We start from the raw sequence: 12,672 nt of genomic DNA on the forward strand, positions 1-12,672 counted from the left end.
CAGGGGATAAATCACTATGAAATTCAGCGAATCATGGCTTCGTGAGTGGGTTAGTCCTTCGATTACCACTGACGAACTAACTCACCAAATTACAATGGCGGGTCTAGAAGTTGATGACGTGCTACCTGTAGCAGGTTCGTTCAACGGCGTTAAAGTTGGTCACGTTGTTGAATGTGGTCAACACCCAGATGCAGACAAACTGCGCGTTACTAAAGTAGACGTGGGTGAAGAAGAGCTTCTAGACATTGTTTGTGGCGCACACAACTGTCGCCAAGGTCTGAAAGTTGCAGTAGCAACGGTTGGTGCTGTTCTTCCAGGCGATTTTAAAATCAAAAAAGCAAAACTACGTGGTCAACCATCTCACGGCATGCTTTGTTCGTTCACTGAACTAGGTATCGATGTTGAGTCAGATGGCATCATGGAGCTAGCAGAAGACGCAGTAATCGGTACCGATTTCCGTGAATTCCTAGGTCTAGACGACGTAACAGTAGACGTAGACCTAACAGCAAACCGCGCTGACTGTTTCAGCATTCGTGGTCTAGCTCGCGAAGTTGGCGTACTAAACCGCGCTGACGTAACTGAGCCATCAGTAGAAGCAGTAGCAGCTTCAATCGAAGATAAAGTGTCTATCGAAGTGAAAGCGCCAGCTGCGTGTCCACGTTACCTAGGTCGCGTTGTTAAGAACGTAAACGTTCAAGCTGAAACGCCACTATGGATGCAAGAGAAGCTGCGTCGTTGTGGTATTCGCTCTATCGACCCTGTAGTAGACATCACTAACTACGTTCTTTTAGAGCAAGGTCAACCAATGCACGCATTCGATCTAGCGAAGATCGAAGGTGGCATCGTAGTTCGTATGGCTGAGCAAGGTGAGAAGCTAACACTTCTTGACGGTAGCGAAGCAGAACTAAACGCAGATACACTAGTTGTTGCTGACCACAACAAAGCACTTGCAATCGCAGGTATCTTTGGTGGTGAAGAGTCTGGTGTAACAACGGAAACTAAAGACGTTCTACTAGAGTGTGCATTCTTTGCACCTGACCACATCCGTGGTCGCGCACGTAGTTACGGTCTTCACACTGATTCTTCAATGCGTTTTGAACGTGGTGTGGATTACGCACTACAAGTGAGCGCAATGGAGCGCGCAACTCAGCTTCTTGTTGAGATCTGTGGCGGTGAAGTCGCACCTGTTGTTGCTGTAGAGTCTGAAGCAGACCTACCTAAGCCAAACAAAGTTGCTCTACGTCGTACTAAGCTAGACAACCTATTAGGTCACCACATCGCTGATGCTGACGTGGTAGAAATCCTAGAGCGCCTAGGTTTGACAGTTGAAGCTTCTGAAGAAGGTTGGGTGGCAGTAGCACCAACATGGCGTTTCGATATCGCTATCGAGCAAGACCTGATTGAAGAAGTTGGTCGTATCTACGGTTACGACAACATTCCTAACCAACACCCAGCAGCAGCACTTAAGATGCACAACCACGTTGAAGCGGATCTTCCACTGAAACGCGTTCGTGATCTTCTTGTTGACCGTGGTTACCACGAAGCAATCACATACAGCTTCGTTGAGCCTGAGCAACAAAAGCTAGTTGTACCTGGTGTTGAGCCTCTAGTGCTTCCAAACCCAATTTCTGCAGACATGTCAGCAATGCGTCTTGGTCTTATCCAAGGTCTGCTGAACACGGTTGTTCACAACCAGAAGCGTCAACAGCCACGTGTTCGTCTATTTGAATGTGGTCTACGTTTCATCCCATGTGAATCTGCAGAAAACGGTATGCGCCAAGAGCCAATGCTTGCCGGTGTTATCGCAGGTACTCGCGGTGAAGAGCATTGGGATATCGAAACTAACACTGTTGATTTCTTCGACCTTAAAGGCGATCTAGAAGCAATTCTAGAGCTATCTGCTAACGAAAAAGCGTACTCTTTCGCTGCAGCTAAGCACCCAGCACTTCACCCAGGTCAATCTGCGGCAATCATCGTAGATGGCAAAGAAGTGGGTGTGATCGGTACTGTTCACCCAGAACTTGAGCGTAAGTTCGGTCTAAATGGTCGTACTATCGTCTTCGAAATCGAATGGTCTGCAATCAACAGCAAAGTGATCCCAGAAGCGGTAGCACTTTCTAAATTCCCTTCAAACCGTCGTGATATCGCGGTAGTCGTGGATGAAGCTGTTGCATCTGGTGATATCGTTAACGCTTGTCTAGAACAAGGTGGCGAGTTCCTTAAAGATGCGAAGCTGTTCGACGTTTACGTAGGTAAAGGCGTTGAAGAAGGTAAGAAGAGCCTAGCAATCGCTCTGACTCTACAGTCACTTGAGCGTACTCTAGAAGATGCAGATATCGCTGGTGCGGTTGATGCTATCGTTGCTCACGTTTCTGAGAAGTTTGGTGCGTCTCTACGTGACTAATCTCATGTAACGTATCTTCTTAAGAAATGGAAACCCTGCCAGTTTGGCAGGGTTTTTTTATATCTTGAGAGATAGGAGATAGGAGATAGGAAATAGGGAATAACTAGAGCCAAACTGTCTCTACCTTCATCCTCTGATCTTCGAGGTGAATCTTATTCACGCCAATCTTTGTATTGCGGTTGTATTCGTCAATACTGTGGTCAAAACCGTAAGCAGTAGCGGGTGCCATATGTTGAGTGACTTCTTGACGCGTTACAGTCAGTGCATCATGACCATGCCCGCAAATAACATCTTGAACCCGGTACTTAGCCAAAAGCGCATGTAAGCTTGCATCGTTTTCCAAGCAAATGGCTTGTATCCAATCCGAGCCTACGGGAATAATAGGGTGATGGATAACAACAATCGGATTGATCGCATGGCGAAGTTGTTTATTGAAGCGTGCTAGCCCACGGTTATCGACACGACCAGAGCCTAAAGGGTGGCGCTTATCCAAAGGTTTAGCACTCGAATCTAAGAACAGCATGTCACGGTTATGAATTTTGGCTTTATTCACTACGTTAATAGAGCTACCGACCAGTTCCCGCTTCATCAATTTGGTGTCATCATGGTTGCCTGCAATTGCGAATATTTTCTTATCGCGAATGTGCTTTTCTAGGAAACTTAGTAGTACACGGTAATCACCCGGTTTGGGGTTGCAACAAAGATCGCCTGTGAGCAAAAGGGTATCGCATGATGAATCTTTTTGAGCATAAAGAAGCGCGCTACGTAGATTCTCAAAGCTTGAATCGTCACTTAAATGGCAGTCGCTGATTTGAATAATTGATGTCATAGAGTTGCAAAGCAAAAACGTTAGTTGTTTGACGTTAGTCTATCATTCAATCTTTTGTTTTTGATATGCCTCTACCATTAAAAGGTTTCTCTAGGTCATCTGTTTAAAAGCGCAGTGCCACAGCTTAATCGATAACTGAAGAACACCAGCGCCTTTCTTAAACGTTAACTTGATAGGTAGTTCGTGCTTGCAGGTTCTACTCTCTAGGACTGATTAATATAGCTTTGAAAATACAGTAAAAATGCAGAGATCTTCTGTGCATTCACTTGTTCACCCGCGCAACCAAGTTCTAACCAAAGTTTTTTAATATTCTTCTCTATGAGTGAGCCCCTTTTAGCTGCTGGTGGCACAGAGTTAGACGGCGGTTCTCCACAGCAAAGTTCAATATCGATGTTCTGCGATACATCTTTTAGGCATATACGTAGCCACACTTTTTGTCCTTGTTCTTGAGCTTTCGTCACAATAGCGTTTATGGTTTTCGAGTTGCTCTCTAATGAATCAATGACTACTCCACAGCAATCAATGGAAATAATTAATGCCACTGCTTATCCTTTTTTAGCTTTTCATCACTCTCACGTCTCTGACACCCTTCGAGGTAGCGGATAAAATCACATACGCCCTGAACGTTAACGTTCCCACCTTCGCACCGGAACATAGACCAGAGATCCGTCAGCTTACTTTCGAGCTGGGTTAGCGGCTTTCGTCTTGGGCTGTTTGTGGTTGTTGCTATTCTTGGTGCACTACCGCATGCAAGCCGAATGTTAATATCTTGCTTCAAATCTCGGACAATCACAGACACCCATACCTTAGATTTGCGGTCTTTTGCTCTGTTAACGAGTCCGGTTACCCATTCCCTGTCTATCTCTCGTGTTGTTGCTGAGACTCCACAAATATCAATAAATACTTCTAACGCCATTATTCACCACCAATTTCAAACCATTTTTTATCAATAGAAAGTTTCACCATATTTTTCATTTCTCTAATGATGTCTTCACTCAGTTCAGTGTGTACATAAAAGAAGATTCGAGGTGTATTTCCATATCCATTTGGCATGAGGGTATATTCATCATTGCCAAATTTTATTGTTGAAGAGAATTTGATGGCATCAAGCGTAGTTACAACTTTTGCTAAGTGTTCATAGCCACCTAGAAAAATTACAAGGCACTCTTTATCCATATAATTACAACTCCGTTGCAAGTGTTGAGAGATTTTAGGCTAATCGATAAATTGCTCAAAAAGCGAGACTCAAAAAAGAGACATGGTTAATTTAGTCGTAAAATTTAGATTGCGAATTTGTTAAATAAACAATGTCAGCGATAAAATTTGCTTCAATCTCCTTTGAGCAATGCTTGCATTCTTTCATTTAAAAATACTTCTGGAACATCTTCAGAGGCGTATGCGTGGACGGTCTTCCCGTCGGAAAACTGAGTGACTAATTCATAGGAATTGGTTATTAGATTATCGAGGACCTCACGAGTTCGGTTCACCCTTGTAGGTATCCACCCCAGAATTCTGTGTTCAAATTCTCGATCCCAATGACCACCAATAAATTAGACTTTAACAATTTGAGGAATATACCGTTCTGCGATTGAATACTTCGTACAGTATATTTTGTAAGGTTTGTCATAGTTAGGGTCTGTTAAGCCAAATAAAGAATATTTTTCTCCATTTTTATCTACCGTTAAGGGTAGAGAGTTGAGGGAAATATTTTCACCATGGCTCTCACCGCCAATAAAAATAACTTCGTACATTATCTGTCCTCCATTAAGCCTCTATTTATTTTTCATCGGAATTTCGATTAATTGAATCAGTTCATTTTGTTCTTCATCTGTCAAAGTGGAGTGCACATAAATGAAGTTTCTAGGTGAATTACCAACTCCTTTTGGGAGTAGAACGTATTCGTCATCGCCAAAGCACACTGTTGGTGTAAATTTGATTGTGTTGAGTGTTGTTGTGATTTCCTCTAAGTGATGAGCACCACCGAGAAAAATCACACGGCATGTCTTATCCATAAAATTACAACTCCTTTGTAAATTTGCGGAGGGTTCAGGCTAATAGATAAAACACTCAAAAAGCGAGGTATAAAGGCTAGATAAGGTGAATTTATTGTTAAAAATTAGATTTCAAATTTGAAGCGTTACGTTGTGATTTGTTAAACGTTGCTTGATGTTGATGGATTATGTGGAGGCATGGTTCAAGCAAGTGATAAAGCAAACGTTAGTAGCAGCGGTAGAGTAATAATGCTTAAAAAGTTGCCAAACAAGACCATAGAAGCAACGTTCAGAGGTTCGATATTGAGTCGTTCAGCAAACAAGTAGTTCATTACAGCTGGTGGCAACATGGTAAACAACACCATCATCTGTAATTGCATGATTGGCAATGGTATCAAGGTATAGATTAAGGCAAAGGCGAGTGCTCCGGTACCGAGTGATTGAAGTGTGCACCAAAGACCCACTCGAAGACCATCCCATCTTAAATGGCACATTTGTGCTCCCAATGATAACAACATAACTGGGACGGCGGCTTGCCCAAGTAATGTGGTCGCTTCAAAAAGAGGAGACCAAATACCAATACCAGAAATGTTGATAAGCAACGCGAGCAAAGCGGATAAGAAGATCGGCATTTTGACGATTTGTTTAAGCGGATTGCCATTACTCAGTAGCATGACGCCAAGGCTTATATGTAGGCATGCTGAAACGACAAAAAGCAATACTGCGGAGGGAAGAGCGATTTCCCCGAAGGTGTAAGTAAACAGCGGTATCGCTAAGTTACCGCTGTTTCGAAACATGTGTGGTGGAGCCCATGCTTTGAATGATAATCCGCAAAACTTCGCGATGGGAACCATCACAATGCCAGGTACTACGACAGCAATAAGCGCGGCTAGTAGCAAGGGGACTTGCCCCATGCTTAGTGGCATACCGACAAGAGAAGAAAATACCAGTGCCGGAGTAAACACATCCATATTGATGCGATTGATTGGGCGAAAATCGGGCTTGAGGCATCGACCAACTAAGTAACCTACGCAAACCAAGACAAAGACGGGAAATAAGATACTGATGACTTGGTGCAACATGGCGGCTCTTTCGCGTGGTGAAAACAGGGATAAACAGTAACAACCTTTCAGTTAACCGTCATGGAGCAATCAATAGAATTTTGTCGCTGTTCAAGCTTTCATGCTCCTAGTGTCACGCTATATCTGAATAACAAGTCTGCTAAATAGGACCGACCAGATCTATTTTCAAACGTACTCAACTTACTGAAAAGGTAAGAAGTTTTGTGTCAATTGTTTGTAAAGTAGCCAGTATCTGACATTTTTATTAAATAGTGATTAATGTTGTTTTGAGTTTCAAATCTAGTAATTTGAACTGGATATTTTTGCCATTGGAGAGGGAATTAAAGGAAAATCTGGAAATGGTGGTGGGTAAACTATCTGCGTGGTGCAACATTCCGTATATTAGCAAAGAAAAAAGTTGGCGAAAATCATAAGCTTGGCATACACTTCCTGATGTAACCCCGATATGTTGTTGAATTGGTAGGGTAAAACTGCTCTGGCGCTACACTAAGGTAGCATTGTTTAACATAGCTTTGAGGAAAGTTTTATGGCGCTCACAAAAGCCGAACTTGCAGAAAACCTGTTTGATAAATTGGGATTTAGTAAACGGGACGCCAAGGAAACGGTGGAAGTGTTCTTTGAAGAGATTCGTAAGGCACTAGAAAGTGGCGAACAGGTAAAACTGTCAGGTTTTGGTAACTTTGACCTTCGTGACAAGAATGAACGACCTGGTCGTAACCCGAAAACTGGCGAAGATATTCCTATTACTGCTCGACGTGTCGTTACGTTCCGCCCGGGTCAGAAGTTGAAAGCTCGCGTAGAGAACCTAAAGACCGACCAGTAAGCCATGTAACATGGAATGAGACCACGCTTTGTCGTGGTCTTTTTGTTTGTGGCTTTCATTACTGACTAAAGAACAAATAAAAACCACCGCAATTGCGGTGGTTTTTCAGTATTCAGGGAATCAGTTTTTAAAATACTGTTTGTTTAGGCTGCTTCTAGGTGCGTCGTTAGGTAAGGATGCCAAGCCTCTTGATACAAGTTTTTAGATTGAGTACGCATGTTACGAATTGATGCCATCTCGATATCATTTAGGTTACGACCTTCAACCAGAGCTTGACGTTCCAGTTTCTGAATTTGCTCGTACAAATCATGCTCCGGACCACTTTTTACATCAGCAATCGCTTTTAGATGCAATTGGACTTCAGCAATTAGGTTGGTTTTTGGTAAACGGACCAACAAGTTGAGATCACGATAACCAGAAGCCGTTGGTTTTTTAAAGCGGTTTTTTACTTTAACAATGGTTGTTTCGCGCTCTAACGTTTCATATACCGACACCAAGCTTGCTACGTCATTTGCAACGATAGTTGCACGGGCTAAGTCGGTGATACGTTCTACTTGACCGTCAAGTTCGTGGGCGATTTTCTCTTCGGCGCGGTGCTGAGATTTAACGCCAGCAAAATAAGGATGTGCGTCAGTGAGAAGGGCAGTACTCTTACAGATGGTTTCTAGCTCAAACTGCGCTTGGTGAGCTTTGCTGTAAAGTACGTCGAAATCTGAATAAGGCTGTGTTGGTTTGGAGTCGATTGACTGAATGCCATACAAACCACTAAGGCTATGTTTAAACAATTTTGAGCAAACTTCGTTTTGGCTAGCAGAACGGTCTTGCTCGTTACTCGGGACATTTGGAAGTGCGGCGAAAGCCGGCGCACGGCTTAGTACTAATAGCATCAATGCCGTAGTACGTAGAAATAAGCTCATTCACTCTCCTTAACTTGCTTGCACTTAGAAAATGGGTAACGAAAAGGTCACTAAGATTCGCAAATCAGGTACTACCTAGTTAATGGGGTCTCTACGATAGATTCCAAGGTTGATTTTCAACCTTATGGTGGAATCGTGTTCTAGATCACCATTTTGCTTTCCTTTATTCTGACCATCAGAACAAGGAAGGGTTCCTTCTTGAACGTTAGCCATACTAACATTGCAGCATTAACCAAAGATGAACGGCATAGACAAATTTGAAAAAATCATTAGTCTTAGCCCACAAAAGTGAAGCGCAAAGCTCGAATCCACTATCAGCCGACAAGTAGAAGAATCATGAGAGATCAAGAATTTTGGCACAATAAATGGGCCAGTAACCAAATTGGTTTTCATCTAGAAGACGTGAACCCACTATTGCCTGCATTTTGGCAACATACGGCTGCAAAGCATGATGATAAAGTTTTGGTGCCTCTGTGTGGTAAGTCAGAGGATTTGATTTGGTTAGCGACCAAACACGACGAAGTTCAGGGCGTTGAGCTAAGCCAAATTGCGGTAAGAGCGTTTTTTGCTGAGCATTTTTACACACCAACGGTAACGCCTGTTAATGGTATGCACGAGTTATATCAGTTTGATGAGCTGTCGATTTATACGGGTGATTTCTTTACCGCCCCAGTATCTAAAGCCGATATCATTTACGATCGCGCTGCGTTAGTGGCTCTTCCTAAAGAGATGCGAGCAGAATATGCTGCTCGTGTTAAGCAATTGCTAAATCCTGGCGGTCGTATCTTGTTGGTCACGTTGAACTACCCGCAAGAAGAGATGGCAGGACCTCCTTTTAGTGTTCCTGTAGAAGAGATTGAACAGTTATTTTCCGGTTATAAGATCACATGCTTAAACGTAGATCAAGCCGATGATAATCACCCTAAAATTGCCAAAAAGGGTCTGAGTCACTTCTCTGAAGAAGTGTATTTAATTGAAAGTGAATAGGGTAACCGAGTTTATACAAATAAAAAGCGCAGCCAATTGGGCTGCGCTTTTTGTTTCTTGGAGCGAACTAGTGAAATCAGTAAACGATCTGTACTTTAGAAGCGCTATTCACTGCATCTTTAATCGAATCTTCGATAGTCTTACGACGCGTTAGAACAACGCCTAAACGACGGCGACCATCGATTTCAGGCTTACCAAACAAACGAACTTGAGTTTGTGGTTGAGCCAGGGCATTGGCAAGATTATCAAAGCGAATATCTGTTGATGTACCTTGCCCTAGGATGACAGCTGACGCGGACGGGCCGTATTGAATGATACTGTTGATTGGCATGCCAGTGAACGCACGAACATGCAGAGCAAACTCAGACATTTCCTGAGAAATCATAGTTACCATGCCAGTGTCGTGTGGACGAGGTGAAACTTCGTTGAAAATTACTTTATCACCTTTCACGAACAGCTCTACACCGAAGATGCCGTAACCACCGAGCGCATTTACGACTTTCTCCGCTGTGTATTCTGCTGCTTTAATCGCAGTATCTGACATTGCTTGTGGTTGCCACGACTCTCGGTAGTCACCATCTTCTTGACGATGTCCAATTGGTGCGCAGAAATGGACGCCATCTTTCGCTCGTACTGTCAGCAGCGTAATTTCATAGTCGAAGTCAATAAAGCCTTCGACGATCACACGACCAGCACCAGTACGACCGCCTTCTTGCGCATACTCCCACGCTGCTTGCACATCTTGTTCTGTTTTGATGACGCTTTGTCCTTTACCAGACGAACTCATCACAGGTTTTACTACACAAGGGATACCAACGTGCTCAACTGCCGCTTTAAAGTTATCAAAGTTATCTGCAAACTGATAAGGAGAAGTCGTTAAGCTTAGCTCTTCAGCTGCAAGACGACGGATGCCCTCGCGGTTCATAGTCAACTTAGTTGCTTTCGCTGTCGGAACGACGTTCACGCCTTTTTCTTCTAGCTCAACTAATTTGTCTGTTGCGATAGCTTCAATTTCCGGAACCACATAAGCAGGTTGCTCTTTCTTGATGATTTCTTCTAATGCTTTGCCATCAAGCATATCGATGACGTAGCTGCGATGAGCGACTTGCATTGCTGGTGCGTCAGCATAACGGTCACACGCGATCACTTCTAAACCAAGACGTTGACATTCAATTGCTACTTCTTTACCAAGCTCGCCAGAGCCCAGAAGTAATACGCGGGTAGCATGAGTGCTAGTAGCAGTACCAAACATAGTGTTCCCTTACAAAATAAAGTGGTGGAAGCGAATTTGCAGGGGATCATACTGATTTTTGCGAATGAAGCAAACGTTTGCGTGTGATTTTAAACAATAAAAAAGGCCCTGCGTCATGCAGAGCCTCTCTCATAAGAGCATTGTGAGTTAAATGTTAACAAAACTCACTGGAATATCTGGGTTCAGTGCCTCTAGTGTTGATTGAGTATCGGCTAGGTGGCTGATCTTACCCTGTGAGTTCTCCACTAGTGCTGCGGCTTTGATGTCTTCAAACTGCTCGCTTGCCATCAGGATTTGAATTAAGGCAACCTGAAGTGGCGGAAGGCTAGGGTTGAACGCTGCGTTTTCTGCGTAAGCACCTTGGAATACACGACCACTATTCATCTCAAGAGCAATGCCACTTAAGTTGTTAGTGTATGGAGCGTGACTGATGTTCATAGCAGTAACTGCTTTTTGGATCAGAGTGTCGTTGTCATCGCAAGCAAACTCGTGTTTCACTTCTGCCATTAGACCTGACTGGATACCAAGATCAGCAGGACCGAATGCTTCAGGAAGATAGTCGTGTAGCGATTTTTCTTCACGCTCTGGCAATTGGATCTTTAATTCTTTCGCCGTAGTTAGTTCATTCATGAACTGACGACAGTGACCACAAGGGCTGTAGTTAATGGTGATATCTTTAACACCACGTTCGCCTTTCATCCAAGCATGGCTAATCGCGCATTGTTCAGCATGAACAGTTTGACCTAACTGAACACCAAAAAACTCCATGTTCGCACCGAAGTAAAGGCGACCAGATAGACCACGAACAATCGCGCCTACATAGAATTCAGAAATCGGTGCGTAAGAAAACGCAGCGGCAAAAGGAAGTAGAGCAACACGAAGCTCTTTATCAGAAAGATTGGTAGCGTTTAGTAGCGCTTCAAACTGTTGCTCAGAAATAGTGGCATCAAAATCGTCAGAAAGGACGATAGGAGCAAGAGGTGTTGAAAGTGCTTCAGGAGCGCTTGCTAGCGCCTGTTCAATGCGACTTTTCATGTTGAATCCTTGTTATTGCATGGACAGTTATTCTATGTGAAAGGTGGAAATGTTCTGTGCTTTAGATCACGTTAATGTGTGTAATGATAATTTACGTTACATAATTAGAGTGAGCTCACACATGTATTCGATTTCACTAAGATTTAACGTTATCTCTGTCCCACTAATAACTATATCAACGTATATTCATACTGCGAATTTTCTAGAGGAGATTATGACCTGCTCACTTGATAGCAAAGCAGGTCATTGAGGTTATTATTGGTATAACCAAACCGCCAAAGCAAAGAAGCTTGGCGCGAGAATTGAGGTGATGATGCCACAAAGCACCAATGCAAGAGATGAGAACGCTGCGTCTCCCGGTTGTTTCTCAGCACATGTTGCGGTGCCGAGAGCGTGAGAAACAGTACCCATTGTTAGACCGCGCGCAATTGGATGCTTAATACCAATGATATTGAAGATCGGGTACGCGAGGATGGCACCAAACAAACCCACAATAAGCACTAAAATTGCCGCAACAGCTGCTTCTCCGCCTAAGTGGCTAGAGATTTCCATCGCGATAGGGGTCGTCACAGACTTACCAACCAAGCTGGCTATTAAGCTAATGTCAGCTTTAAATGCCACCGCAATGAGCGTAGCGGTAAGCATGGACATAACACTACCTAACGTGCAAGCCAGAGTGATAATGCGCCAATTGGCTTTGATTTGAGGCAGTTGTTCATAAAGTGGATATGCCAGCGCAACAACGGCGGGTTGAAGTAAAAAGCTGATGTATTCGTTGTCAGCGTAGTATGTTTCAAATGGCACTTTCAAAAAGGTTAGCAACGGGATTAATACCGCGATACTGATCAAAAGCGGGTTAGCAATCGGATTGTTCACCTTGATTGCGATTTGGCGTGCGGCAAGGAAAACCACAATAGTGACAAGTAACCACATACTAGTGCTTCTCCTTCAGTAAGTAATCTAAGAACCATGCCAAGCTGACCAATACGATCAGTGAGCCGCCTACTGCACTCGCAATAATTGGCAGCGCGTTAGCCAGTAGCATATCGAAGTGTTGCATCAGACCCACGCTGATAGGCACGAATAGCAGGATCATATAGCGGATGAATAGGGTTGCACCTGGCTTAACCCATTCCACTTTGACTAAGCCAAGGGTCATTGAGAAAAACAGCACAAGCATCCCGATGACACTTCCTGGAACAGAAATGCCAATGAATTTTTGAATGGTGTTGCCGATACCAAGTGCTCCCATGATGAGTGCGAGGGAGATGAGCAAATGGATCAGCTGTAGTAATCGATCTTTTATCATTTTGACAGCATATAAAACAACAAGCACACCCGAAGGTGCGCTT

At 43.6% G+C, this 12,672-nt stretch carries 15 protein-coding genes; 3 read left to right on the forward strand and 12 right to left on the reverse strand.

The window, feature by feature from the left end:
* Window positions 1-16: 16 nt before the first annotated feature.
* Window positions 17-2,404, forward strand: coding sequence for a phenylalanine--tRNA ligase subunit beta (gene pheT, locus AACR11_RS03170; RefSeq protein WP_029791124.1), 2,388 nt, complete (start codon window positions 17-19; stop codon window positions 2,402-2,404).
* A 103-nt stretch (window positions 2,405-2,507) separates the two neighbouring features.
* Here pheT and AACR11_RS03175 read toward each other — a convergent pair whose 3' ends face one another.
* From AACR11_RS03175 to AACR11_RS03205, 7 genes are all read right to left on the reverse strand, one after another.
* On the reverse strand, window positions 2,508-3,233 hold the full coding sequence (locus AACR11_RS03175; RefSeq protein ID WP_029791122.1) for a metallophosphoesterase family protein: 726 nt from the start codon (window positions 3,231-3,233) through the stop codon (window positions 2,508-2,510).
* A 203-nt stretch (window positions 3,234-3,436) separates the two neighbouring features.
* Entirely contained in the window at window positions 3,437-3,775 is a 339-nt protein-coding gene (locus AACR11_RS03180) for a hypothetical protein (protein ID WP_029791121.1), read from the reverse strand.
* Window positions 3,766-4,149 carry a hypothetical protein gene (locus AACR11_RS03185; RefSeq protein ID WP_017817997.1) on the reverse strand — a complete coding sequence of 128 codons (384 nt, stop codon included), beginning with the start codon at window positions 4,147-4,149 and terminating at the stop codon, window positions 3,766-3,768. The genes AACR11_RS03180 and AACR11_RS03185 overlap by 10 nt, the downstream gene beginning before the upstream one ends.
* Window positions 4,149-4,409 (reverse strand): hypothetical protein, encoded by a 261-nt coding sequence (locus AACR11_RS03190; RefSeq protein ID WP_005445548.1) that lies wholly within the window; start codon window positions 4,407-4,409, stop codon window positions 4,149-4,151. The genes AACR11_RS03185 and AACR11_RS03190 overlap by 1 nt, the downstream gene beginning before the upstream one ends.
* Before the next feature lie 374 nt (window positions 4,410-4,783).
* Window positions 4,784-4,984 carry a hypothetical protein gene (locus tag AACR11_RS03195; protein WP_223295719.1) on the reverse strand — a complete coding sequence of 67 codons (201 nt, stop codon included), beginning with the start codon at window positions 4,982-4,984 and terminating at the stop codon, window positions 4,784-4,786.
* A 21-nt stretch (window positions 4,985-5,005) separates the two neighbouring features.
* On the reverse strand, window positions 5,006-5,245 hold the full coding sequence (locus AACR11_RS03200) for a hypothetical protein (RefSeq protein ID WP_009697363.1): 240 nt from the start codon (window positions 5,243-5,245) through the stop codon (window positions 5,006-5,008).
* Window positions 5,246-5,427: 182 nt separating this feature from the next.
* Window positions 5,428-6,306 carry an AEC family transporter gene (locus AACR11_RS03205; RefSeq protein WP_009697364.1) on the reverse strand — a complete coding sequence of 293 codons (879 nt, stop codon included), beginning with the start codon at window positions 6,304-6,306 and terminating at the stop codon, window positions 5,428-5,430.
* Window positions 6,307-6,832: 526 nt separating this feature from the next.
* Between AACR11_RS03205 and ihfA the strand changes: the two genes are divergently transcribed.
* A complete protein-coding gene (ihfA, locus tag AACR11_RS03210; protein WP_005445544.1) occupies window positions 6,833-7,129 on the forward strand; it encodes an integration host factor subunit alpha in 297 nt (98 codons plus the stop codon).
* A 143-nt stretch (window positions 7,130-7,272) separates the two neighbouring features.
* Here ihfA and AACR11_RS03215 read toward each other — a convergent pair whose 3' ends face one another.
* Window positions 7,273-8,046: a phosphoribosylglycinamide formyltransferase gene (locus AACR11_RS03215; protein WP_029791118.1), complete on the reverse strand. Its 774-nt coding sequence runs from the start codon at window positions 8,044-8,046 to the stop codon at window positions 7,273-7,275.
* Window positions 8,047-8,382: 336 nt separating this feature from the next.
* On the opposite strand from AACR11_RS03215, the gene AACR11_RS03220 reads away from it, so the two are divergent.
* Window positions 8,383-9,033: a thiopurine S-methyltransferase gene (locus AACR11_RS03220; protein WP_029791116.1), complete on the forward strand. Its 651-nt coding sequence runs from the start codon at window positions 8,383-8,385 to the stop codon at window positions 9,031-9,033.
* 76 nt (window positions 9,034-9,109) lie between these two features.
* Here AACR11_RS03220 and purT read toward each other — a convergent pair whose 3' ends face one another.
* From purT to AACR11_RS03240, 4 genes are all read right to left on the reverse strand, one after another.
* Window positions 9,110-10,285 (reverse strand): formate-dependent phosphoribosylglycinamide formyltransferase, encoded by a 1,176-nt coding sequence (gene purT / locus AACR11_RS03225; RefSeq protein WP_029791114.1) that lies wholly within the window; start codon window positions 10,283-10,285, stop codon window positions 9,110-9,112.
* A gap of 147 nt (window positions 10,286-10,432) precedes the next feature.
* On the reverse strand, window positions 10,433-11,320 hold the full coding sequence (cdd, locus tag AACR11_RS03230) for a cytidine deaminase (RefSeq protein WP_029791112.1): 888 nt from the start codon (window positions 11,318-11,320) through the stop codon (window positions 10,433-10,435).
* A 255-nt stretch (window positions 11,321-11,575) separates the two neighbouring features.
* Window positions 11,576-12,253 (reverse strand): LrgB family protein, encoded by a 678-nt coding sequence (locus AACR11_RS03235; RefSeq protein ID WP_005445538.1) that lies wholly within the window; start codon window positions 12,251-12,253, stop codon window positions 11,576-11,578.
* A gap of 1 nt (window position 12,254) precedes the next feature.
* A complete protein-coding gene (locus AACR11_RS03240; RefSeq protein WP_005445537.1) occupies window positions 12,255-12,629 on the reverse strand; it encodes a CidA/LrgA family protein in 375 nt (124 codons plus the stop codon).
* Window positions 12,630-12,672: the final 43 nt, after the last annotated feature.

Source organism: Vibrio sp. L85, from assembly GCF_963871815.1.
Lineage (GTDB): Bacteria > Pseudomonadota > Gammaproteobacteria > Enterobacterales > Vibrionaceae > Vibrio > Vibrio harveyi.